This window comes from Acinetobacter beijerinckii CIP 110307 (genome assembly GCF_000369005.1).
GTDB lineage: Bacteria > Pseudomonadota > Gammaproteobacteria > Pseudomonadales > Moraxellaceae > Acinetobacter > Acinetobacter beijerinckii.
The window spans coordinates 988,620-1,014,159 of record NZ_KB849765.1 but is presented as its reverse complement, the minus strand read 5'-3'; the positions used below and the strand labels follow the sequence as shown (position 1 = coordinate 1,014,159).

Here is a 25,540-nt window from a genome sequence, read left to right as displayed (position 1 = left end):
CGCTGCACATTTGCGCTTACTATCATTATGCCTTACATTTGAACAAATCGGGTAAAGCTTTTATAGACACAATTGTGTACAACTATTCTCTAAACACGAAGAATAGGATTGCTAATTTTGTCGTTTCATTGCAAGCTAATTTTGCTTTATGTAACAAAAAACCAGTTTTTTGAAATAAAAGGAGGTCTTCTTGATCACTGTTCTCGTTGTTGATGATCATGAACTCGTACGCACAGGGATTTGCCGCATGCTAGAAGATCACCCAGATGTTGAGGTTATTGGTCAAGCCGAATCAGGTGAAGAGGCAATTGGATTAGTTCGTCAGAAACATCCACAAGTTGTTTTGTTAGATGTCAATATGCCAGGTATAGGTGGTGTTGAAACAACGCGCCGTTTATTGCAATCGGCACCTGAAACAAAGGTAATCGCAGTGAGTGGTTTAGCTGAAGAACCTTATCCCTCCTTGCTTCTTAAAGCGGGCGCCAAAGGCTACATCACCAAAGGTGCACCCATTTCAGAAATGGTTCGTGCCATTAACAAGGTGATGCAAGGCGGCAAATATTTCAGTGCAGACATTGCAGAGCAACTGGCAAGCTCATATCTTTCAGATACCCAACAATCTCCATTTGATGCGCTTTCTGAACGTGAAATGCAAGTTGCCATGATGGTGGTGAACTGTATTAGCGCGCAAGAAATTGCAGACAAATTATTTGTGAGTGTTAAAACTGTAAATACCTATCGTTATCGTATCTTTGAAAAACTGGCGATTGATAGCGATGTCAAACTCACCCATCTTGCGATTCGTTATGGATTGATCAAACCTTAGTTATACGAGTATCGCCAATGTTGGGAAAAATTGCTTCCTCAGTGTCTCAAACCGTTTATCGACTTGGCGTTTGGTATAGTGGCTATCGACTGATTATTTCAATCAGTCTTTTGCTGATTTACTTACTTACCGCAGAACAACTCAGTGCTAATTATCAGTATCCTTTTTTATATTTCTATACGCTGATTTGCTATATTAGTATTAATATTTTTCAGTTATTCCTATTAAAAATTGTCCCACTTCAAGTAAGTAAACAACTCATTTTTATCTTTATTATTGATGTTATTTGTTTGGGCGTAATTACGTTTTCAGCGGGCGGACCAAATCTACAATTAAGTCTGCTTTATGTCATTATTATATTCTCTTCTGCCATCTTACTGAATGCTCATCTTTCACTGATTGTTACACTGTTTGCAGTCATTATGGTGGTTTATCAGCGTTTTATAGGCAATTTTTTTGATTACAATAATTTAAATCATCTGGGCAATAGTGTCTTACTTGCTTTCTTGTTTTTCGTGGTTTATGCGATTGGACGAATTGCAGTACAACGTTTTAAAATTTTAGAAACACTCACATTTCATCAATCGATTGAAATTCATCAACTTCAAAATATAAATCGCTATATTCTTGAACAAATTGAAGATGGCTATTTAGTATTAGATGAAAGTAATCATATTGTTCTTACCAACCCAGCAGCAAATACCTTATTGGGTATTCATTTGCCTATTTCATTAGAAAAAACACCACTGATTAAACTGCAACCCGATCTTTTTGAACTCATTCGCTTTAGTGATTTAGAAGATGGTGAAGAGTTTAGCTTTGAGTCACAACAAAGCCTTTACACTGTAAACGTTAAGGTAAAACATCTCATTGTTCCTGAACAAGCACTTGTCTTACTAATTCTTAAAGATGCACAAAAAATAACTCAGCAGGTTCAACAACTTAAATTAGCTGCTCTAGGACAATTATCAGCAAGTATCGCACATGAAATTCGCAACCCTTTAGCTGCCATTGTTCAAGCCAATGAGTTGTTAAAAGAAAGTGATGCACATCAACAAGAAATGCTATCACGTATGATTAGCAAGCAATCTAAACGAATTGATAGTATCATCCAAGATACACTAGGAATGGCAGGTAACAGACCTTCTGAACCACAAATTATTTCCTTAGTAGAATTTTTTGAAAGCTTGTTAAACGAAGATTTAATCGATGCAAAACAACAAATAAAGCTTAATCTCACGGATCGAATTAATATTTTATTTGATGAAAAACAACTTAGACAAGTTTTGATCAATTTGATTCGCAATGCTTTACGGCATAACTCAGTAGATGCTGAATACATCGAAGTGAATGTTGATTTAAAAGAAGGACGAACCTGTATTGATGTGGTCGATTTTGGTTCAGGTGTAGCAAAACGAGATATTTCTCAGCTATTCAAACCATTTTTTAGTACCGAAATTAAAGGAACTGGTTTAGGATTATATCTGTCTCATACATTTTGTGAGGCAAATCATGCAAAGCTTACGTATGTTGAGCGACAACAAGGGGCATGTTTCAGGATTGAATGCTCAAAAATTCATTGATTAAATTAGGTTTTTCGGGGAATGGCAACTAAACAACCTCTCGTTCTACTCGTAGACGATGAAGAAGACTTATGTCTTTTAATGCAAATGACGCTCGCACGAATGGGTATCAAAACTCATCTTGCGTATAGAGTCGAGCAAGCAAAAAAATTCTTTACTGAGTTTCAATATGATGCTTGTTTAACGGATTTAAATCTTCCTGATGGGAATGGTCTAGATTTAGTTAAACATGTGACTCAAAACTATCCTAATACTCCAATCGCGGTACTCACTGCATATGGCAATATGGACATTGCAATTGCAGCACTGAAAGCGGGTGCATTTGATTTTGTGAGCAAACCTGTTAATCAGACTCATTTAGATCAACTCATCCAAAAAGCCTTGAATCGACCTCAACCAGAACAAGAGGCGGCTGAAACAGCTTTAGAAAATAAACTATTGATTGGTCGTTCAGCACCGATTCAGCAATTAAGAATTGCATTAAAGAAAATTGCACGTTCTCAGGCACCTGTTTTTATTACTGGTGAATCAGGAACAGGCAAAGAAGTCGTAGCCAACCTAGTGCATCGCTTAAGTAATCGTAGCGAAGGTCCTTTTATTGCCATTAACTGTGGTGCTATTCCAACTGAATTGATGGAAAGTGAACTATTTGGACATAAAAAAGGAAGCTTTACAGGTGCGACTCAAGACAAGCAAGGCTTAATTCTTTCCGCGCATGGTGGCAGTTTATTTTTAGATGAAATTGCAGAATTACCTGTAAATATGCAGGTGAAACTGCTGCGTGCTGTGCAAGAAAAGAAAATTCGTCCTGTAGGCTCGGATCAAGAAATTGATGTTGATTTCCGTGTAATAAGTGCCAGCCATCAAGATCTTGAGTTATTGGTTCAACAAGGTCGCTTCAGACAAGATTTATTCTTCCGTATTCATGTGATGGATATTGTGTTACCGCCTTTACGCGAACGCGGTCAAGATATTCTTTTGTTGGCAAATCATTTTATTCAAAGAATTAGCCAAGAATGGGATTTAACGGCCAAATCATTGTCCTCACGTGCAGAACAATTTTTATTGCAGCAGTATTTCCCTGGTAATGTGCGTGAATTACGCAATATTATTGAACGTGCAATCACTCTCAGTGATGATGACAATATTGATCTCGCACATTTACAAACTGCGCCGTTACGAGCTCCGATTGCATCGCCAACCAATATTTCATTTTCTAATCAAGATGAAACTGAGCAAATGCAACACTCTGCTAGTCCAGCCATGAGTTCTAAGAAGCTTCCACCAGAAGGTTTAGAGCGCTATTTAGAGAATATTGAGAAAGAAATTCTTCTGAATGCACTCAACTTAACCCATTGGAATAGAACATTAGCTGCTAAAAAATTAGGAATGACATTCCGATCTTTACGCTACCGTTTGAAAAAGTTTGGTTTAGATACAGAAGACGATGAATAACGAATAAAAAAAGCCCCAATGATTGGGGTTTTTTTTAAATTTTGCTTTTTAATACAAATTCAGTGACGTGCTCTAAGTAAATATCTTCTTTCATTTCAGCAGATAATGGATAAATCTGATTCGGTTGTATCCCTTGACCTTCAATCATATTTCCATTCGGGGTGTAATAATGGGAAACCGTCATTTGCAACGCGGCTCCACTCGGTAGAGGAAATAGTTTCTGAACGACCCCTTTGCCATAACTATTCTCACCAATCACCCAAGCCCGTTTATGCTCTTTCAGCGCGGCTGTAAAAACCTCTGCTGCTGAAGCAGAACGACGATTAGTCAATATACCTAATTTAATATTTTGAAAATCATTTGAAGGCAATGCCTGAAATTGCTGATCCCCTTCCGAACGGCTTTTTGTAGTGACAATCAATCCCTGATTCAAAAATAAATCAGCTGATTCCACAGCGGCTGAAAGTAATCCTCCTGGATTATTTCGTAGATCTAAAACAACCGCCTTTAATTTAGTCGAGCTATACTCTTCAATTAAGCGTTTAATTTCATTTGCAGTATCTTGCTGAAAAACTCTAATTTTAAGCACAAGCACTTGATTATGCAGCAAAATAGGCTCTATATCAGTTTCTACCTTTTTATTTCTAACTAGAATCACTGTACTATTATTATTTTCTGACTGAATTTGAACAGTAGTACCAATCGAACCATAAAGTAAGCCTTGAACTTGATCTTGATTTAGACTTTTTAGCTCTTGGTTATCAATTTTCAGTATGCTTTGACCATTCCGTAAGCCTAATTTATTTGAATCAGAACCCGCTTTTAAATCCTGTATTTGCCATGAACGTGTATGATTATCATAATTCAAGTTAAAATCTACAGATGCCAAATCTCCTTCCGTATATTGAATGAGTTGGCGATATTCTTCTGCGGATAAATAACGAGAGTAACGATCTAAACCGCTGACTAAACCTTTAATGGACTGCTGAAATAAAGCATCATCTGTCTTTGGATCAACATAGTTATCTCGCACAATCCCATAAATCTGCACAAATTGCTGAATAGACTCTAACGGAACTTCGGCATTGCGAGAAGGTTGATTTTCATCTGACCAGCCAGAAGGCGGGCTCAATGGTGCAGCAATTACGGTATGCCCCCAACACATCAACAAACTGGCAAGTAAAGCACGATAGATGTTGTTGTGTGGCGTCATTGTTTCACCTTCTACAAAATCCCCTCTTTCAAAAAGAGGGGTTAGGGGGATTTATTCTAAAGTAATTAGATTTTTGCCTTGCATTTCTTGTGGTACAGGGAGATTCATTAAGCTCAATAAAGTTGGTGCGACATCAGCCAAGACACCACCTTCCGCAATAACAGCCTGCGTTGGACCAACATAAATAAATGGGACTAATTCAGTTGTATGCTGCGTATGAACCTGACCACTCACATAGTCTTGCATTTGTTCTACATTACCATGATCGGCCGTAATTAACATATGACCTTTGTTTGCCATTACAGCATCATAAACTCGCCCTAAGCAAGCATCTACGGTTTCAACTGCTTTCACTGCCGCATCGAAAACACCAGTATGCCCAACCATATCGCCATTTGCATAGTTCACGACCAACAAATCAAACTCACCTGAGTCGATCGCATTAACAAGCTCATCAGTGACTTCAATGGCACTCATTTCAGGTTTCAAATCATAAGTTGCAACATTCGGTGATGGAATCAAAATACGTTTTTCACCTGCATATTCGTCTTCACGTCCGCCACTAAAGAAGAAAGTCACATGTGCATATTTTTCTGTTTCAGCAATGCGTAACTGTGTTTTACCTAGGCTCGATAAATATTCGCCGATTGAGTTTTTTAAACCTTCTGGCATATATGCCACGGGTGCATCAATGCTCGCTTGATAACGAGTTAGCATGACAAATTTAGACAATGCAGGCACTAATTTACGGGTAAATCCAGCAAAGTCTTGTTCAACAAAAGCGCGGGTAATTTCACGTGCACGATCGGCGCGGAAATTCATAAACACGATGCTATCGCCATCTTGTACTTTAGCAATATCACCAATACGTGTTGCTTTTACAAACTCATCATTTTCTTCAGCAGCATAAGCTTGCTCTAGACCTTCAACTGCCGAATTTACAACGCGTACAGCTTCACCTTCTGTCATTAAGCGATAGGCTTGTTCAACACGGTCCCAACGATTATCACGATCCATTGCAAAATAACGACCAATCATCGAAACAATACGACCTTGATTTGGATATTGCGCGAACAAGGCATCCAGTTTTTCTAATGAAGGCTTAGCACTGCGTGGTGGCGTATCACGACCATCCAAGAAAGCATGTAAATAAACCGTTGCACCACGTTTTAATGCAAGCTCACACATCGCCACGATATGATCTTCGTGTGAATGCACCCCACCCTCAGAGAGCAGACCCATCACGTGAACGATACCATTGGCTGCTTTGGCTTTTTCTACCGCATCTATCAATACTTCATGTTCGAAAAAATCACCTGTACGAATATCTTTAGTGATACGTGTAAAATCTTGATAAAGCACACGTCCCGCACCAAGATTCATATGACCAACTTCAGAATTGCCCATTTGACCATCAGGTAACCCAACATCTTCACCTGAACCTGAAATTAAACTGTTTGGATGCTTCGCTTTCATGGCGGTTAAATTTGGCGTTTTCGCTGCTAAATACGCGTTATCTTCAACTGCTTCACGATGTCCCACACCATCCATGATTACAAGAACGTGAGGAATTTTGCCAGCATTTGCATCCGTCATATTGGACTCTCTGTTTGTCTATCATTTGATCGGCATATTTTACCGAATTTTGAGCTAATTCTCTATGGCATTACAGAAAGCACTAATCGCTTTCAAAAACCTAAAAATAATTCGATGTTATCTTGCGCGATACAATAAATAGCTACCAATCATAAACATTAAAAAGATTGGCATAAGTACAAACCATGCAGGTGAAGGTGCATAAACCAAGCTTGCGTAACCTAAGAAATCTTGTAGGTAAAAGAAACCAAGTCCTGTGAATAATGCAATCACCAATCGAAAACCCATTGATTGTTGACGTAATGGTCCAAAAATAAATGAGCAAGCAATTAAAACTAGTGCAATTAAGGCAAAGGGAGAAGCCACTTTTTGCCAAAATGCCAGCTCATAGGTTTTTGGAACTTGGCTATATTCTTCTAAATATTGCATAAAACTTACCAATTGGCTTGGAGATAAGTCTTCAGGATCTAAGGTCACCATATGCACATATTTAGGTTGTAATGCTAAACCTAATGTTTGCTCAGCATGATCTGTCTTAATTGCATTACCTTGAGCAAGTAAATCGACTTGATGTGAATCTTGTAAAGTCCATTGACCATCTTTAACAAATTGACCTTTGTCGGCAGTTATAAAGGATTGAAGGCGATAGTTATCATCAAAATCAATAGATTGAATATCACGCAATTGCCCTTGCGAATTGGCGTAATCAATATATGTAAATCGCTGTCCTTCTCTAGACCAATATCCTTTAACTTCACCCAAAGTAGCAGCAGTCCGCTGTTTCTTAATACTTTGTGCTTTCTCATTGGTATGCGGTATAACCCACTCACTCAGGGTAAAAGATAGAATAATTAATAGAAAAGCAGAGCGCATAACCCAACCAACAATACGCCAGAGACTAATCCCCACCGATCGCATTACGATCAACTCACTATTTGAAGCGAGTGCCCCTAAACCCAAAACAGAACCAATTAGTGCTGCCACAGGTAAGATTTCATATAAATATCGTGGTGCACCCCACATAACATACAGAAATGCTTGCCACGCATTATAGTTTGCTTTGAGTGATCCTAATTCACCTAAATAAGTAAACAATACTTGTAAGAAAGATAAGACTAGCGTTGTTCCAAGCATGGCTAGAACAGTGGTTTTTGTCACATGTTTGGCTACTATTCGACGTGCTAACATCACAACCCCACTCGTTGAATACTTTTCTTGATTTTAGGTGCTAATTTTTGTTTACGTGAAAAGATTACGGCAGCAATTGCATAAATCAGTAACACAGCAGGATAAGCCCAAATATCTAACTCGTCTTTACTAATACGAGTTTTGATTGCAATCATTAATACAATTAAACTAGCAAAGATAAAAATCGCAGGAATCAAGCGATAATAACGTCCTTGGCGAGGATTTACTTCAGACAATGCAACTGCGAGTAATAACGCTACAATAATCACAAAAGGACCAAAAATACGCCATCCCAATTCACTTCTTACCACCGAATCATCTCTTTTCTGCCAAAGCTTTGACATCGGTAGCGCATTCACTTCATCACTTTCAAACTTAACATCTTTGTCATTTTCTAGACGTAAGCGATACGACTGAAATTCAGCTTGAGTATATCGTGGTTGATTTGGGAAAATTTCATAACGGCGACCTTGAACCAAGTCAACTACGTTGGCAGTGTCATTTGCCATTTCTACACGTGTGGCTTCTTTGGCCAAAATCATCACATCTGGCTTACCCTCTCGATCTGATTTTTGATAATAAAAAATATCTTTTAAATTTTTACGATCTTCTGAAAGTGAACCTGCATAAATTGTGTAAGGGCCTGCGGAAATAAACTCTTTAGGTCGGACTAAATCAAAGCCTGCACGTACCGCTTGGGTCTGCATTAAACTTTCATAGGCTCTTACACCTGAAGCGGAACCCCAAACCATGAGTAGCGACTGCACAATCAAGTAAACAAAAGTCATTGGCAATAATAATTTTGCCAACTGATTTCGACTTACGCCGCTGCCATTCAACACAGCCATCTCATGGTCTACATAGAGACGACCAAAAACTAGCATCAAGCCAATAAAAAAGCCCAATGGCAAAATTAAGGTCAGAAACTCTGGCAAACGATAAGCGATGATACTCAGCAACACACCCGCATCTAAACGCCCCTGTGCAGCTCGCCCAAAGATCTTGATTAACTGTCCACCCATAATAATTAACGTGAGTAAGGCAGTCACAACCAAAGAGGTGGAGACCACTTGCTTGACGAGATAACGCCGAATAATCAAAGTAATACTTCCAAAATAGACCAATCGAAGGGTAATGCTAGTTTACCCGAATGTTAAAAATATAAAACCTATCGCTTGTTGCGGATTGCAACCTCATATCTGAAAGTGTTTAATGGACTTATCTATCTTTTTTGCTTATTAGGTATAATACAAACAATGAAATTTACCCTTGATACCGCATTTTCAACGCCAGCGTCTAGTGAATCTTTGTGGATTTTGGTTGATTCAGAACAATTACAACAAAACTTACAAACCTATCAAATCAATCACTTAGAAAATATTCTTACAGCCAGTCAATTCAAAGCTGGTTTTAATGAGAACTTGCCGCTTATTGCCAATATAAATGAGCATCTTAATGCTCAACTTCTTGGTCTAGGTAAAAGCAACGAACTCAAAGCAATAAAATTAGCAAAACTTGCACAAAGCATTATCAAATCATCACAAACCAAATTCAAACAAATTATGGTGGATATTTCTGCTCTGCCTTCAGAATTACACTATTTATTTGTTCAAAGCTTAGCTCAAGCTGCTTATGGTTATGACGAATTCAAATCAAAGAAAAATGAATTTAAGCTCGAAACAATTCATTTAGTTGCACAACAAACTAGTTTAGATGTAGCTCAACTGAATCTTATCCATGCCGTACAATCTGGGCAAAACTATGCACGTGACTTAGGCAATCGTCCAGGAAATATTTGCTTTCCTGAATATCTTGCAGACCAAGCAATTGCACTTGCAGCTCAATATCCTGAATTATTAAAAGTAACCATTTTGAATGAACAGCAAATGGCTGATTTAGGAATGAATGCCTTCCTTGCTGTAAGCAAAGGCTCTGATCGACCGGGTCGAATTATTACACTTGAATATAATGCAAAAATTGATCAAGCACCTGTAGTCTTAGTCGGTAAAGGCGTAACTTTTGATACTGGTGGTATTTCATTAAAACCCGGCTTAGGCATGGATGAAATGAAATTCGACATGTGCGGAGCAGCCTCAGTATTGGGAACTATGCAAGCACTTTGTGAAGCACAACTCCCAATTCATGTGGTTGGTGCAATTGCTGCGGCAGAAAATATGCCTTCAGGTCATGCTACACGTCCTGGTGACATCGTGACGACCATGAGCGGTCAAACCATAGAAATCTTAAATACCGATGCCGAAGGTCGCTTAGTACTTTGTGATACTTTGACCTATATCAAACGCTACAATCCTGCGTTGGTGATTGATATTGCAACCCTTACAGGCGCATGTGTGGTTGCGCTGGGCAAAGTTGTAAGTGGGTTATTCACGCCTGATGATGAGCTTGCCAATGAGTTACAACAAGCTGGTGAGCAATCTCTTGACCGTGTATGGCGTATGCCAGTGATGGAAGAATACCAAGAGTTACTTGACTCACCTTTTGCTGATATTGCCAATATTGGTGGTCCTTATGGTGGTGCCATTACCGCGGCATGCTTCCTTGAGCGATTTACGCGTGATTATCGTTGGGCACATTTAGATGTTGCAGGTACAGCATGGATTTCTGGTGCTGCCAAAGGTGCAACAGGTCGTCCAGTACCATTACTAATGCAGTTTTTAGCGAATCGCGTATAAATGAATTACTAAAACATGGCACAAATCAGCTTTTATTTATTTGAAAATAGTACCGAACGACAAGTCGAAAGTGCTTGTCGTTTATGTCGTAAAATTCTGAATCAACATGCACATATCTGGTGGTATTGTATTGATTCAGAGTTGCAAACTGAACTAGATGAAAAGCTTTGGAGTTTTGATGCTCAAAGCTTTATCCCACACGGCATCGATCAACCCAATAGTCCTGTGTGTATTTCAGCAGAATTACCGCCATCGAATGATTGGGTGTTATTTAATTTTAACAATCATGCACTTGAACAAACTCAAAATTTTCGCCACATTATCGAAATTATTGAGAATAATGAACCAGCCAAACAGATTGGACGAGAAAAATTTAAAGCGTATCGTCGTTTAGGAATCGAACCTCGGACGTTTAAATTATAACTGCGTTGAAATAATATTATTTTGAGGAGTGTCGTGTGGCATTAAATGTAGGTCAAGACTTTAAAAAACGCTGGTTAAATACACCTGAGACAGTCCGTCAAACCTATCAGGAAGATTTAGCTCGTATTTGTGATCTACTGCTACCTCAGACTCAGACTCAGACTTGGCTACATAATGAACAAACTGCTCAACAACGTTCTCAACAACGAATTGAACAAGCATATGCCGATCTAAAAGCTGAACTCATCGAACAAGCCCGTATTCGTAAACAGCAGGCCTTGGAAAAAGCTTTAGCAGAGAAACGTGCTGCTGATGCCGCTTATGCCGCTGAATTACTAGCAGATGAAGCTCATAAATTTGAACAGCAAACTGAAAATTTAGTTGCCTTACGTAGTCATATCGAACAAGAAATTGCCGAACAAACTGAGCGTTACCAAGTAAACCCTCAACAACCAAGTATTGACTACGCTCAAGGTCAACGCATGGTGATTGAGGATCAGCAAATACTCTCTGAGCTTGAAAGTGTTCGCGTTCGATTAGAGTTAGAAGCAGAAAATTTAATTGATCAAGCTGTCACGGTGTTCCGCGCCAAGCTTCATGCATTAGCTCAAGATGAGATTGAATATATTTTGAAAAATAGTCAATTCTCAGATGAGAAATAATAAAAAGCCCAGTTAAAACTGGGCTTTTTTATGCTTCGCTTTTATTTTAAAAACCCATTCTCAGCCAAAAATGTCATACTGATATTGGATTCAGTTTTCTGCTCAGCAGCTTTATCGCCTAGTAATAATCGCTCAATATAACGTGCTAAAACATCGACTTCTAAATTCACTTTACTTCCTACCTGCCACGTTCCAATATTGGTACGTTCAGCTGTATGAGGAATTAGATTCAGACTTAAAATATTACCCCGCAGATGATTAATCGTTAGGCTAATCCCATCAACAGTCACTGAACCCTTTTCTGCCAAATATTTCGCTAATTCCACAGGTGCGGTAACTTCAAAATACAATGAGCGAGCATCATGACGAACTAGTGTAATTTCACCCAAACCATCAACATGACCGCTGACAATATGTCCACCAAAACGTGTAGTTGGTAGCATTGCCTTTTCAACATTCACCGCTTGACCAACTTTCCATTGACCGAGCGTAGTACGGTTTAAGCTTTCACGCGATACATCTGCTGCATACCAGTTTTCGCCCCACTCAATAACAGTGAGGCAGATGCCATTGGTCGCAATCGAATCACCCAAATGTACATCAGACATATCCAAATCAGTTTGAATACGTAGACGAACATCACCGCCTACACTTTGTAGGCTCTCAACCTTACCTAAACTTTCAATAATGCCTGTAAACATGGGAGTTTCAACCTATCTTTATTGCAATACGTACCATCTTGAATGGGATACCTTAAAGCAAAGACCTAGATATAACAAGGCACTGAGCGCTGAAATCTCCTCAAATAAAAAAGGCAGCCTTTTGGCTGCCTTTCAATGCTTCAGTTCAGTTTACTGTATTTCAGAAACTTTCTGATTCGTCTGTTGATTCTGTTCAACTTTATGATTAACCAAGAAATGACTAAAGAATAATTTATAGCCTAATACACCCAAACAAGCCCCCACAATCGGGGCAATAATTGGAACGATAAAGTATGGAATATCACGACCACCAGTAAAAGCAACAGCTCCCCACCCACTGAAATAAGCCACGATTTTAGGACCAAAATCACGAGCTGGATTCATGGCGAATCCTGTTAATGGACCAAAAGAAGCACCAATCACCGCAACCAACAGACCCACTAGGATTGGGGCTAAAGCGCCACGTGGCAAACCATTGCTATCATCACCAATCGCCATGATTAACCACAGCAACAACATTGTAATGAACATTTCCACCATGAAGGCTTGTCCAATCGACAACAAATGATGAGGATAGGTAGAAAAGATACCTGCCAATTCTAAGCTTTCAACACTACCGCGAAGCATATGATGCGTCTGCTCATAATCCACAAATAAATTGCTATACAGACTATAAACCAACAGCGCGCCTACAGCTGCGCCGGTCACTTGTGAAATAATATAAAAAGGAACTTTACGTTTATCAAAACCTGCAAATAACGCCAATGCAATTGTAACAGCGGGGTTGAGATGTGCGCCAGAAATACCAGCCGATAAATAAACGGCTAAAGCGACAGCTAAACCCCAAACAATACTGATTTCCCACAAACCCAAGCTTGCTCCAGCAAGTTTAAGTGCAGCCACCACACCGATACCAAAAGATAAAAAAATTGCAGTAGCAAAAAATTCGGCTACACATTGCCCCATCAAAGTGGGTTCCGAGCGACTCATCACAACCTCTCTTGGTCAATACTGCATGTAGATATGACCTAAAATAAGCTCGGCAAAATATATTCATTTTCGAAAATGATCAACATTTTTACGGTAATTTTTAACCAAATAGTAAAATAATGATCAAATGTAATTTTTTAAAAAATATCAAATAAATTAAATAAATTATTGTTTATAAAAATTAAATTAACTTTAAAATGAATAAATGAGGTAAAGTTGGTGTATTCGCATTGTGACAAAAACACATTCAATATTCTTTATAATTCATATAAAACAAATGTTTATTATATTGTTTTATTCTCATTAGCATAAAATTAGAAAAAAAATTTAGACACTACTTGGTCAAGCAAAATAGTGTCTATTTGAATCTACCAAAGTGCAAGCTGAGTGCTATTGCCTGTTGTATCCACGCCACCTAGCTCAGCAAAATGATACAGCTGTCCAAGCAACTGTCGTAACGGCGGACCAGATTTAGCATGAGTATCAGTAATCACAATAAATTCTAATACGCGTGCGCGTTCAGATTGACGCTGTTTGCTCACTCGATAACGTGGGACATCTTGCGTAAGGAGCGTAACTTTGCCTCGTTTTAAATTTGCTGTGAGTAAATCTTTAGGCTCAATATTTCCATCAGTCGAATAACTGGTCAAAATATAACGTGCATTGATGGTTTCCAATAATTTTTCATACGCATCTTTAGCATGTTTTGACGAATTATATGGACTAGGACGCTCCTTACGCCATGCGCGATCAATTCCGCTCTTGAAACCTTTGGTATCAGGTGAAGGTAAATCGACTTGATCCCATAAAGTTAAGGCATTTAAGACATGATAATTGCTGCTATACGCATGCTGATTATAAGGTGGATCAAGATAAGCCACATCAACTTCAAATCCACTCATTTGATTAGCCAAATGCTGTGAATCTACACACCACACTTCAGCGGCAGGACGCTTTACATCGCCAATCTCACAGAAGCGACTCGGTGTCAGCCAAAGTAATGATTCAATCCGTTCTAGAGCAGTTTGAGTACGTCCGCCCCAGCCTTGATGGAAGCTTTTGAAGACACCACTGGTATTACTCACAAAGCTTGCGGAATATAGTAGCGGAGCCAAAAGAGCACTCATTTCTACATCATTAATTGCACCTTGAGCCTGCCATGTTGCAATCTGCTGACGAATCGCATCAATACGCATCCCATTACGGCGCTTGAAGAACAAACGATCACGTGCTGGATCATAAATGTCATCATTTCGTGGGCATAAATTATGTGTCACCCAACCTTTGACTTCTGGTAAACGGTTTAAATAATCAATGGCTTTTTGATAGCCACCCAACTCTTTGAATGCGGGGGCATCGACACAGGCTAAAATGGCATGATTCAATGCATGACTATAGGGTTCCCAGTCATTAGCGATGACACGGTAACCATTCTGACGAGCCAATCGAGAAACTACACCACTCCCTGCAAAAAAATCTGCAAAAATTGGCGGATTTTTCTTTTTACTATTCAGCGTGCCTGTAATTTCAAGTGCTTCCAAAATCAAGTGCAAAAGTCGACGCTTGTTCCCAAGATAGGGAACTAACTGATGAAAAAGGTATTCGTCAGTTGTACGTGCGGCGTGACGACGTTTGTGATAAACCGATGCTTCTGGATTCATATCATCTCTTGGATAGGGAGCAATCTTAGGCGAATGTCTTGCCCAAGTTGGGTTACATCGACCAATTCAAAACGACGCTGCTCTGCCATTTGACTAAATTCAGCGTTGAACATAGCGCGAGCAGATTGTCCGAGTAAAGTTGGAGCAATATAACTAATCATTTCATCAACCAAACCTTGCTGTAAAAAGGCAGTCGATAACGTTGCACCTGACTCAACCAATACATCATAAATTTGATATTGTTGAGATAAGGTCTGCAATAATTGATTCAAAGGTTGCGGCGCTAATTGTATCACGCCTAAATCGGCAAGTTCTTGACGAAATGGGGTCATTACCATCACAGTTTCAGGATTATGTAAAATCTTGGCAGTTAATGGTAGTTGCGCCTGACGATCTAAAATAATTCGCTTGGGTTGAACAATATTTGCAAGTTCGACACCTTCTAAGACACGAACATTCAGCTCACAATCATCGGCTAAAACCGTTTGGATCCCTGTAATCACTGCACCTGAGATAGCACGCCAATGTTGTACATCCTGACGTGCGATAGATCCAGTAATCCATTTCGACTCACCTGAAGCCATTGCAGTACGACCATCCAAGCTTGATGCAACTTTTAAGCGTACATAAGGCAAACCTGTAGACATCGCTTTTAAAAAACCAAAATTTAGCGTTCTCGCAGTTTCTGTACAAATTCCAGTTTCAACTTCAATACCCGCAGCTTGCAAAATTTGGACACCTTTACCTGCCACTAAAGGATTCGGATCAGAACATGCAATGATCACTTTTCTTACTTGAGCTTTTACGAGAGCTTCTGCACAAGGTGGTGTGCGACCATAATGAGCACAAGGCTCTAAAGTCACATAAGCGGTTGCACCCTTTGCATTTTCACCTGCTTGGCGTAATGCAAAAACCTCAGCATGCGGCTGACCTGCTTTGGGATGATAGCCCTGACCAATCAATTTGCCTTCTTTGACAATCACACAACCGACATTCGGATTTGGTTTAGTCGAGTACTGTCCAAGGCGAGCTAACTCAATCGCGCGTTGCATCCAATACTGATGTGAAAATAATTGATCTTGGGTAGGCTCAGACATGACTTCTCTAATTTAAGCTTCGTTTTCACGTTGTTGCATTTGTTCAATTTGACGGCGAAATGCCTCTACATCTTGGAAATCTTGATAAACAGAAGCGAAACGGACATAAGCAACATGATCAAGAGCAAACAAAGCTTGCATGACAATTTCACCTATTGTTCTTGATTTCACATCACGCTCACCTAAACGACGAATCTGAGATTGTATATCACTGAGTACGGTTTCAATCTGCTCTTGAGTAACAGGGCGTTTTTGCAAAGCATGCATCAATGATCGACGTAACTTTGCTTCATCAAAAGGTTCACTTTTTCCATCAGATTTAATTACCCGCGGCATCACCATCTCATAACTTTCAAAAGTGGTAAATCGTTCACCACAAACGACACATTCTCGACGACGGCGAATTTGACTACCCTCGGCAGCCAAACGGGAATCTATAACTTTACTATCAGCAGCGTTACAAAATGGACAATGCATAGTTGTGTAATTATTTACTCACTTTGCTTAAGTGTAGCAAAGTTTCGCTGATTGCTAAACTAGCATCCTAGAAGCATAAAAAAACAGCCTTAATAGGCTGTTTTTTTATCTATAAACTAAGTCAGTTATTCGATACGTTCGCCATGTTGGCTAAGGTCAAGACCCATACGCTCATCATCAGCACTTACACGGATACCAATCACAAGATCAATCACTTTAAGGATAATGAAAGTCACAATCGCACTGTATGCAATCGTAGCTAATACACCTTCAACTTGAACCCATAATTGACCAGCAAATGTTGGAGCAAGCACTACGCCCGCAGCTTCGATGATTTCATCACTATAGAAAACACCTGTGAGCACAGCACCAACAATACCACCGACAGCATGTAAACCAAAGGCATCTAATGCATCATCAGCTTTAAGTAAACGTTTAAGTGCAGTAATACCCCAGAAGCAAACAACACCACCAATGAGACCCATCACTAGAGCGCCACCCACACCAACGAAACCAGCTGCCGGAGTAATTACAACCAAACCTGCAACAGCGCCAGAAGCTCCACCAAGAACAGATGCTTTGCCACGAATAATACGTTCAGCAATCAACCAAGAGAACGCAGCAGCGGCAGCAGCAACTTGAGTCACCAAAATTGCCATACTTGCACGTGCGCCGGCACCTAGAGCACTACCACCATTGAAACCAAACCAACCTACCCAGATTAGGCTCGCACCAATCACAGTTAATGTAAGGTTATGTGGTGCCATTGATTCACGGCCCAAGCCAGTACGTTTACCAAGCATATATGCAGCAACTAAGCCTGCAACACCAGCGTTGATATGAACAACGGTACCACCAGCAAAATCTAATGCACCCGCTTTAAATAACCAACCATCTGCTGCCCATACCCAGTGAGTAATTGGCGCATAAACCAAGATCACCCAAACTGCGATAAATACCATGAATGCAGAATATTTCATACGATCTGCAATCGAACCACTGATAATCGCTACAGTGATAATCGCAAAAGTCATTTGGAAAATAACAAATAAGCTTTCAGGAATAGTGCCGCTTAGTGCATCAAAAGCAACGCCATTTAACATCGCTTTGCTTAAATCACCAACATAAGCACCTGTACCAGAGAATGCTAATGAGTAGCCAACAATCACCCAAATCAAGCTAACCAAGATTGCTGCAGAAAGGCTAAACATCATGGTGCTAAGTACGTTTTTCTTACGAACCATACCACCATAAAACAGCGCTAAACCAGGAATAGTCATCAACAGAACTAGCGCTGTTGAAACAAGAATCCAAGCTGTATCGCCTGTATCTGCTGTTGCTTCAGCTGCTGGAGCTACTTCAGCTTCCACAGGTGCTGCCTCAGCTACGACCAACGTCGTTGAATCAGTTGCAGTATCAGATGCTGCTACAGTTTGTTCAGCAACGACTGGTGTTGAAGCAGCTTCTTCTGCCCAAACCACTGCTGAACCACCTAAGAGTGCGCCAGTCAGACTGAGCGCCATAAGCATTTTTTTCATTCGTGTCCCCCAACCTTATTTTGTGAGCTATGTCTCTAATTTCTAACTCAGCAAACTTTGTGCCAATTTAGACAGCATCTGGCCCTGTTTCACCAGTACGAATACGGATGACTTGTTCTAAATTCGTGACAAAGATTTTCCCGTCACCAATTTTGCCTGTGCTTGCGACACGAGTAATCGATTCAATGACTGCATCAACCATTTCATCACTAATTGCAATTTCAATCTTAACTTTTGGCAAGAAATCAACTACATACTCTGCACCACGATACAATTCAGTATGACCTTTTTGACGTCCGAAACCTTTAACTTCGGTTACGGTAATCCCTTGAACACCAATATCAGATAATGCTTCACGCACATCATCTAATTTGAATGGTTTTACAATTGCAGTTACAAGCTTCATGTTTGTTTTCCTTCGGCTTATTTTCACCAGTAAGGTTTTATGTTCAATTTTCATGCCAATATTTAAAGGTTGGGGATTTTTAAATATCGAACAAGAGCTTTCTTTATAACCTATTTAGGCTTGAAGATGTAGATATTCAAACGAAAATAAGTTGCATTTGCCTACGCTTAGCTAAATTCGCGTTTTCACAATACAGTACATTTCAACATTGCTAGAGGATTGCTTTAAGCAATGATACACTGAGCAGCAAATACACATAAACTATTGAGCTTTTTATGATTGAAACTCTTTTACAAGCCATTTTGCAACAAGTTGATCAGCCGAAAAAAGATTTAGAAAAAAATTTACGTGCGCTACTCAATGAAAGTATCGAAAAATTAGATCTTGTTTCCAAGCAAGAATTAGATCGACAAAGATTAGCTCTAAACACTGCAAATCAACGTCTCACTGAATTACAGCAACAAATGAAAATACTTGAAGAAATGGTGCAGAACAAAAAATAAGCACCAACTCGGTGCACTTCGCACATTAAAATGATTAAAAATAAAGCACCATGATGGAACAATAATAAAATGTCGTTTGCAAAAGTTTATACAAGGGGTTTATTGGGGCTGCATGCTCCTCAAATCGAAGTTGAAGTCCATATCAGTTCTGGTTTACCTTCACTCACCATAGTTGGTCTAGCTGAAGCAGCTGTTCGCGAAAGTAAAGATCGGGTTCGATCGGCAATTATAAATAGTGGTTTTCAGTTTCCAACCAAACGCTTAACCATCAATTTAGCCCCAGCCGACCTACCAAAAGATGGTTCTCGTTTAGATTTACCGATTGCTTTGGGAATTTTAATCGCCTCTGGACAATTACCAGAGAATTGCACGGAAGGGTTTGAATTTATTGGTGAACTTGCACTAGATGGGCACTTACGCTCTGTTTCAGGTGCCCTCACGATTGCGATGGCTTGTCAGCAAGCTAAACACCGTTTGTTATTGCCTAATGTAAATTTAGAAGAAGCTAATCAACTTCCAAATTTTGAAGTATATGGTGCGATGCATCTACAAGATGTTTGCGCACACTTTTCGGGCAATTCGCATTTAGAAGCCGCACCACAAAGATCAATTTACGCATCATCGAAATATCAATTTGATTTAGCAGATGTCAAAGGGCAGCTTCGTCCACGTCGTGCTTTAGAAATTGCTGCGGCTGGTGGGCATTCCCTACTATTTAAAGGCCCACCAGGAACAGGCAAAACCCTACTTGCCTCTCGTTTACCATCAATTTTACCACCACTCAATGCTCAGGAAAATCTAGAAGTTGCTAGCATTTATTCCGTCGCAAATGCACAACATACCTTTGGACAGCGTCCGTTTAGATCACCCCATCACACTGCATCTGCAATTGCACTGGTTGGGGGCGGTTGTCATTTACAAACAACTATGCGACATTCCAAACAACTATGCGATAAATTACAGGTTTTATCTTTACAGTAATCTTTATTTGAAATAAATCATTGAATATAAAAAATAATTTAATATAATTTAAAACAATATCAAAGTACTAACTATATATTTGGATCTTGCAATGTATAATATCTTTTTAAATAATATTAAAGCAGCACGTAAATTAAAAACACAAAAAAATATTGCTGAAGTAAGTCTGAGTATTTTTAGAATGCTTATTCAACATATTTGTATTTCAAATGCAGAATATATAAATATTTTAGCTAAAGAAAGTTCTGAAAACATGTCAAAAATTGATATTAGTTTTATTGAGCTATCTCAACCGGCCGATGGAACATGCGTTGATTTTATAAGTAACTCTCTAACACAGATAGCAAAATTGAAAAACAGCTCTTTAGCTAGATTCTACTTTGAAGATAAAGATATTTCAAACGAACCTGCATTAGTAGAATGGCTACAAATCAAAGAAATATCTTTAAGAAATATCTTACATACATATGTTGAAGATCGAAATGAAAGTATCTTTGGTCATGGTATTTCATCAACTAATTTATTTTTAGATATCGATATTATTGAATATATTTTAGAAAAATTAAAAGTTTATCTACCAGAAAGTAAAGGCGACGATTTTTTATTTTTTCCTAAAAATTTTAATATCTCTACTCCTATTCAAACATTAAGATTATTTGATGGAAATCCTACGTGTTACAGAAAAATCAAAAAAACTAATAATGGGATGATTCATGTTACTGCTAAAGTTCAAACATCCTTAACAAACGCTACCGATCAATCTTATGAAGTACCAAATAAAATTTTTAATATTTCTACAAAAAAAACTTATGAGGTATATGAATATAATGATTGGAATCCGCTAATTTTTTTACCAGAGAGAGCTATATCAGTAGCTGACTTTACAGGACGAAAAAAAGAAATCACTGAGCTTATTGACTGGTTTAATGATCCAGAAGACTCAAAACGATGTCTTGTATATGGTGATGGTGGCATTGGAAAGACAACTCTCATTTTAGAATTTATGCATCGTGTCCTTGAAGGTTCTATTGAGGTCGAATGGAAACCCAGTGTTATTACTTTTTACACAGCAAAAAAGACTCGTTGGGGAATACATGGTTTAGAATCACTCACGAACAACAATCTAGGCGTTGCAGATGTCGCTTTACATATAGCACAACTATTAGAAGTCAAACTTGACAATAGTTGGTATCAAAAAGATGCAGAAACTATTATTCAAAAATTAAAAGGCTTACTTGAAAAAGAGAAGATTAAAAAAAATGAGCATCTCATTATTTTAGATAATACAGAAACTATGGCTGAAAATGATGATGATATTATTAATCTAGGTAAACAAATACACTTACTTTCCCGTTATGCTGGAAGAGTAATTCTTACTTCTCGTCGTACAGAAAGACTTGAAGCAAGACCAATTGAAACAACTAAATGGTCCGATGAAGAAGGTGTAGAATATATTCAAAAAAGAGGAGATATATTAAATATTGATGCAATAAAAAAGGCTGGCATACCTACTTTAAAAAAAATCACTCGAGAACTCAATAATAAACCATTGATTTTGAATGTTTTCATTCAATTTGCAAATGAACTACAAAGCTCACTTAATAGCGCATTAGATAAAGTGAAAAGATTACAGGAAAAAGACTTAGGGATGTTCTTGTTTTCTGATGTTTGGGAAAGATTTAATGAAAAAGAAAAGCACTTTTTACTTCTCTTAACCTATTTTGGTCCTGATCATGATCAATATTTTATGCAATTAGCTTCTGATAAAGCTAATTTAACTTTTTCTTTAGCTCAGAGCACATTAGAAGGTAGTAAAGGGATTTGTCAACTTAGTAGTATTGATGGCCAACTTCAGATTACTTTCAACAATGATTTTATGAAATTTTGTAAAGATAGAACTGTAAATTTTAATGATCAAACACATCCTCTTCAAAAAGATCTAGAAACAATCCAAAAAAGATATATAGAGTTTTTAAAACATATTGAAGTAGAAATATCAGATAATGATCAAAAAGCTTATTTAAGTAGGTTTGCACGGGCAGCTAGAAAATTCTTTAATGAGGGTAATAAAGAACAAGCAATTTCATACTATGAATTAGCGATAGATGAGGATCCAACAAATATTTGGTTATTAGAGAAGTATTCAAACACTCTATTTATATATAAAGATTTTCTACCAGCATTAGAAAAAATCAATAAAGCTACTAACATTGATCCTAATCACTCAGAACTCCAATTTACTAAAGGTAAAATATTAGCCAGAATTAAAAATAAAACCAAAGAATCTATAACGTGCTTAGATTTAGCTCATAAACTCGGGAAATCTATGCACCTATGTGAGTTACAAAAAATATATGCTTATTTAGCAGATGGAGATATAGAGCACGCAACCATATCATTAAATATCGCTAAGAGTAATATCCCTAACGATTCTTATTACCAAAAGTGCAAGATAGAAATTGAACGCTTAGAACGCAAAATAAATCAATATATATTGCCTCTATAGAAAATGTTACTTTAGATGTATTTATAGAATTACCTATAAGCACATTAATGAGGGTCAATAAATTTAACTTTTTAATAATCAATGAGGCAGTATGTTTTATATATTTCTTGATACGTGTGTTTTTTTAGATATTTCTACTAAGAAACAAGAATTACCACTAGTTTCTGCATTGGAAGAACTTGTTCGTACTAAAGTAGCAAAGTTAGTCGTAATTGACTTAGTAGCTCAAGAATATGAAAGAAACAAAGAAGAGGTCGCAAACAAAACAGCAAAACGATTATCTCAAGAATTTAAACAAGTCAAAGCAGTTGTAAGTGAGTTTGCAAAAAAAAATAAAGCTCAAACCATTGAAGTACTAAACGATATAAATGCAAGACTTCCTCTTTTGACTGATGCTAACTATGCAACCATTAACAGAGTTGAGAGACTAATTGAATCAGCGGAAAAAATAAGTATTAGCGAGCGCTCAAAGATTGCAGCCATTCAACGAGGCTTAGATAAAAAAGCTCCATTCCATATCAGTAAAAACTCAGTAGCTGATGCTGTAATTATTGAGCAATTTTATGAATTTTCATTAGGTGTCAATACGGCAGATAGTTGTTTTTTCATAACACATAATCATAACGACTTTTCTGCCAAAGACCATCGAAAGCCTCATACTGATTTTGAAAATATTTTCAATGGTAATACTTGTTATTTTAACAACTTAGCATCCGCAATCAACCAGATTGATAATAATTACTTAGCTGAAATAGAGTTTGAATATGACTTTACAGAAGAAACTCGGGGTTTAAGAGAAATTCTCGATGTATTAGACGAGCTAGTGGATAAAATTTGGTATAACCGTCATCAAAATCTAATCTGGAAAATAAATGAAGGTGAGATAGAAATTGTTCCTAAAGGTACGAAACACTATGGTAATCATTTTATTCACGAAGATATTCTTGAAGGTGCAATCAAATCTGCCAAACAAGTTAAAGAGACATATGAAGATGTTGGCCCTTGGAATGACTTTGAATGGGGTATGATTAACGGTAAATTGTCAGCTCTACGTTGGGTATTAGGTGACGAATGGGATATGTTAGATACCTAAGATAACAATCGATATCGTTTTCAACTGAATATTATATTTTTCAATCTCTTAAGTATGATACTTTACTAAGAAATATGAATAAAGATAGTTAGAACAGGATATTCCCCTTTCTCAAACCAACCGTACTACAAATTTAATTGTCTAATCGTATAACTCTCAAAACCACTAAATCAAGTAGAGCCATTTCAATTTATCTTCTTAAGATTGCAAAACAATAAAATACAATATATGGTATCAAAATTCAAAGAACTACCACTATATATAGTGGTTATTAAAAATAGAAACATTTTAGGAATAATTTGTAGAAAAATTTGCATACTCTTTACTGTTCAGTTATTATTCATTTAACTTGATCTGTAAGTCAATGATCTTGGAGGTGAATATGACTCATTTCAATCCTGATATGCTTAGTATTGCACGAAACTTTCGTGGCCTTAGTCAAACTGAACTAATTGCTGGAATGGGACAGTCTATTACTCAGGCTTCATTATCTAAAATTGAAAGTGGGGACTTAAAACCTTCCGATGAAGTTATCCAAAATCTATCTAATGCCCTACATTTCCCTATACGATTTTTTGAACATATTGAAAAGCTAAATGCACTGCCGATTAGTTTGCATGCATACAGAAAAAAAAGCTCTACCACAGCTAAAGCATTGAGCCGTATGAATGCTGAAATGATGTTAAAAATGGGCCATGTACAAACATTAGAATTGCTCACAAATGTACCAAAAAGAAAAAACTCCTTACCAACTTTTAAAATTGGCATAGATGTAAACACCCCTCAAGAAGCGGCTAAAAAGCTTAGATCATTGTGGGTGCTAGGAAATGAACCTCTTGAAAACCTAACTGCCACTGTGGAAGATGCAGGGGTTTTAGTCTTTTTATGCGACTTTAAAGATAACAATGTTGATGGCGTATCCTTAAAAATGCATGGCGTGTCTCCATGCGTATTTCTAAATGCAAACCAGCCAAATGACAGAATACGCTTCACATTAGCACATGAACTTGGGCATTTGGTCCTCCATGAAGAGCCATCTGAATTCATGGAAAAAGAAGCAAATGACTTTGCTGCCGAATTCTTAATGCCAGAAGAAAAAATTATTGATCAATTAGGTTCAACCAATTTAGCTCATTATCTAAGACTTAAAAAGGAATGGAAAACCTCAATGGCGGCCTTAATCTATAGGGCGTCAGAGTTAGGAACTATAACTTCAAGTCAAAGTGCCAATTTATGGCGGCAGATGGCTATGCGTGGTTATCGTAAAGTTGAACCAAATGAATTGGATCGAGAACCGACATATAGAGTAGCTTCCATGCTCTTTGACTACGCAATAGATGCAAAAAAAACATCAACATCTGTCATTAGTGAGTTATCTCAATTATTTGACTTATATGAAGATGACTTTAAAAAACTATATTATTTTGACCTAGATTCAATGGAGACTATTGAGATGGTTTCATAAATTAAAAAGCCGACTCTATTGGGTAGAGTCGGCTTGATAGATTTTCACACAGGAAAGGCATATGGCTCTAAGCCCTACGCATACCTCATGTTAGATCTGGCTGTCAGAACCCCATTCTAACATTTAGGCCCGTAAATCTCAAGATTTACCCGCTTATTTTGGTATGCGCCCTGAAAAACGAGCCGCCAAAATAGGAGGGCTAACAATGCCTACCGAAAATCAAGACTTCGTGTTTTGTAAATCTTATCGCCATAAATCTGGAAAAATTATTGTCCATCCAACTGGATATTTTAAATTTCCCAGAACTCGGCCATTGAAAGAAGAAAAGGATACTATCCGTAATAAAAAATCGGATGATCCTGATAACTCAAACTCAATATCGTAAACAAGGTTAAATAACCTACTGCTATGCAACAAAGTTCACAGTAGTAGGTTACTTAATTTTTCTGATCGCACTTAATTTTATGCCCCATTTTAGTACAT

General features: G+C 37.9%; 22 protein-coding genes and 1 pseudogene. 12 read left to right on the top strand and 11 right to left on the bottom strand.

The features are described from left to right. The first annotated feature begins 190 nt into the window (after nt 1–190). Genes gacA through F933_RS10295 form a run of 3 tightly spaced genes read left to right on the top strand, consistent with a single transcriptional unit; the run spans nt 191 to nt 3,864 of the window. Nucleotides 191–826, top strand: coding sequence for a response regulator transcription factor GacA (gene gacA, locus F933_RS10305; protein WP_005050835.1), 636 nt, complete (start codon nt 191–193; stop codon nt 824–826). A gap of 17 nt (nt 827–843) precedes the next feature. Next, the gene (locus tag F933_RS10300) at nt 844–2,409 is read left to right on the top strand and encodes a sensor histidine kinase (RefSeq protein ID WP_005060929.1); all 1,566 of its coding nucleotides are present in this window, start codon (nt 844–846) and stop codon (nt 2,407–2,409) included. A gap of 21 nt (nt 2,410–2,430) precedes the next feature. Continuing rightward, entirely contained in the window at nt 2,431–3,864 is a 1,434-nt protein-coding gene (locus F933_RS10295) for a sigma-54-dependent transcriptional regulator (RefSeq protein ID WP_005060928.1), read from the top strand. Between the two features lie 34 nt (nt 3,865–3,898). Here F933_RS10295 and F933_RS10290 read toward each other — a convergent pair whose 3' ends face one another. The 4 genes from F933_RS10290 to lptF all read right to left on the bottom strand — a co-directional run bounded on the left by F933_RS10290 (nt 3,899) and on the right by lptF (nt 8,961). Further along, nucleotides 3,899–5,077 (bottom strand): S41 family peptidase, encoded by a 1,179-nt coding sequence (locus F933_RS10290; RefSeq protein WP_005060925.1) that lies wholly within the window; start codon nt 5,075–5,077, stop codon nt 3,899–3,901. 51 nt (nt 5,078–5,128) lie between these two features. Then, nucleotides 5,129–6,673, bottom strand: coding sequence for a 2,3-bisphosphoglycerate-independent phosphoglycerate mutase (gpmI, locus tag F933_RS10285; protein ID WP_005060923.1), 1,545 nt, complete (start codon nt 6,671–6,673; stop codon nt 5,129–5,131). 117 nt (nt 6,674–6,790) lie between these two features. Further along, nucleotides 6,791–7,861: an LPS export ABC transporter permease LptG gene (lptG, locus tag F933_RS10280; RefSeq protein WP_005050825.1), complete on the bottom strand. Its 1,071-nt coding sequence runs from the start codon at nt 7,859–7,861 to the stop codon at nt 6,791–6,793. Beyond that, the gene (gene lptF / locus F933_RS10275) at nt 7,861–8,961 is read right to left on the bottom strand and encodes an LPS export ABC transporter permease LptF (protein ID WP_005060921.1); all 1,101 of its coding nucleotides are present in this window, start codon (nt 8,959–8,961) and stop codon (nt 7,861–7,863) included. The genes lptG and lptF overlap by 1 nt, the downstream gene beginning before the upstream one ends. Nucleotides 8,962–9,117: 156 nt before the next feature. Here lptF and F933_RS10270 point away from each other — a divergent pair, with 156 nt between their 5' ends. The 3 genes from F933_RS10270 to blhA are packed head-to-tail and all read left to right on the top strand — an operon-like array spanning nt 9,118 to nt 11,639. Then, the gene (locus tag F933_RS10270; RefSeq protein WP_005060919.1) at nt 9,118–10,554 is read left to right on the top strand and encodes a leucyl aminopeptidase; all 1,437 of its coding nucleotides are present in this window, start codon (nt 9,118–9,120) and stop codon (nt 10,552–10,554) included. A 15-nt stretch (nt 10,555–10,569) separates the two neighbouring features. Then, nucleotides 10,570–10,977, top strand: coding sequence for a DNA polymerase III subunit chi (locus tag F933_RS10265; protein WP_005050819.1), 408 nt, complete (start codon nt 10,570–10,572; stop codon nt 10,975–10,977). A gap of 35 nt (nt 10,978–11,012) precedes the next feature. Further along, the gene (blhA, locus tag F933_RS10260) at nt 11,013–11,639 is read left to right on the top strand and encodes a cell division protein BlhA (RefSeq protein WP_005060917.1); all 627 of its coding nucleotides are present in this window, start codon (nt 11,013–11,015) and stop codon (nt 11,637–11,639) included. A 41-nt stretch (nt 11,640–11,680) separates the two neighbouring features. Here blhA and F933_RS10255 read toward each other — a convergent pair whose 3' ends face one another. From F933_RS10255 to glnK, 7 genes are all read right to left on the bottom strand, one after another. Beyond that, nucleotides 11,681–12,340, bottom strand: a complete 660-nt coding sequence (locus F933_RS10255; RefSeq protein ID WP_005060913.1) for a riboflavin synthase — start codon at nt 12,338–12,340, stop codon at nt 11,681–11,683. A 150-nt stretch (nt 12,341–12,490) separates the two neighbouring features. After that, nucleotides 12,491–13,330, bottom strand: coding sequence for an MIP/aquaporin family protein (locus F933_RS10250; protein WP_005060910.1), 840 nt, complete (start codon nt 13,328–13,330; stop codon nt 12,491–12,493). A 368-nt stretch (nt 13,331–13,698) separates the two neighbouring features. Further along, a complete protein-coding gene (locus tag F933_RS10245) occupies nt 13,699–14,991 on the bottom strand; it encodes a DNA adenine methylase (protein WP_005050813.1) in 1,293 nt (430 codons plus the stop codon). After that, on the bottom strand, nt 14,988–16,088 hold the full coding sequence (gene ribD / locus F933_RS10240) for a bifunctional diaminohydroxyphosphoribosylaminopyrimidine deaminase/5-amino-6-(5-phosphoribosylamino)uracil reductase RibD (protein WP_005060907.1): 1,101 nt from the start codon (nt 16,086–16,088) through the stop codon (nt 14,988–14,990). The genes F933_RS10245 and ribD overlap by 4 nt, the downstream gene beginning before the upstream one ends. A gap of 12 nt (nt 16,089–16,100) precedes the next feature. Then, nucleotides 16,101–16,565 carry a transcriptional regulator NrdR gene (nrdR, locus tag F933_RS10235; RefSeq protein ID WP_005050809.1) on the bottom strand — a complete coding sequence of 155 codons (465 nt, stop codon included), beginning with the start codon at nt 16,563–16,565 and terminating at the stop codon, nt 16,101–16,103. Nucleotides 16,566–16,690: 125 nt separating this feature from the next. Beyond that, nucleotides 16,691–18,103, bottom strand: a complete 1,413-nt coding sequence (locus F933_RS10230; protein ID WP_005060905.1) for an ammonium transporter — start codon at nt 18,101–18,103, stop codon at nt 16,691–16,693. 67 nt (nt 18,104–18,170) lie between these two features. Next, the gene (gene glnK / locus F933_RS10225; RefSeq protein WP_000780326.1) at nt 18,171–18,509 is read right to left on the bottom strand and encodes a P-II family nitrogen regulator; all 339 of its coding nucleotides are present in this window, start codon (nt 18,507–18,509) and stop codon (nt 18,171–18,173) included. 275 nt (nt 18,510–18,784) lie between these two features. On the opposite strand from glnK, the gene F933_RS10220 reads away from it, so the two are divergent. From F933_RS10220 to F933_RS17510, 6 genes and pseudogenes are all read left to right on the top strand, one after another. Further along, nucleotides 18,785–19,012 carry an accessory factor UbiK family protein gene (locus F933_RS10220; RefSeq protein ID WP_005050807.1) on the top strand — a complete coding sequence of 76 codons (228 nt, stop codon included), beginning with the start codon at nt 18,785–18,787 and terminating at the stop codon, nt 19,010–19,012. A 69-nt stretch (nt 19,013–19,081) separates the two neighbouring features. Beyond that, nucleotides 19,082–19,927 (top strand): annotated as a pseudogene (locus F933_RS10215) (YifB family Mg chelatase-like AAA ATPase); the annotation flags it as partial. Nucleotides 19,928–20,084: 157 nt separating this feature from the next. Continuing rightward, the gene (locus F933_RS10210; RefSeq protein WP_000282330.1) at nt 20,085–22,499 is read left to right on the top strand and encodes a tetratricopeptide repeat protein; all 2,415 of its coding nucleotides are present in this window, start codon (nt 20,085–20,087) and stop codon (nt 22,497–22,499) included. 91 nt (nt 22,500–22,590) lie between these two features. Then, complete coding sequence (locus F933_RS10205) at nt 22,591–23,592, top strand: PIN domain-containing protein (protein WP_000499370.1); 1,002 nt, start codon at nt 22,591–22,593, stop codon at nt 23,590–23,592. Between the two features lie 382 nt (nt 23,593–23,974). Beyond that, nucleotides 23,975–25,057, top strand: a complete 1,083-nt coding sequence (locus F933_RS10200) for a helix-turn-helix domain-containing protein (protein WP_000148671.1) — start codon at nt 23,975–23,977, stop codon at nt 25,055–25,057. Between the two features lie 205 nt (nt 25,058–25,262). After that, nucleotides 25,263–25,442, top strand: coding sequence for a hypothetical protein (locus F933_RS17510; protein ID WP_001141891.1), 180 nt, complete (start codon nt 25,263–25,265; stop codon nt 25,440–25,442). Nucleotides 25,443–25,540 lie beyond the last annotated feature (98 nt).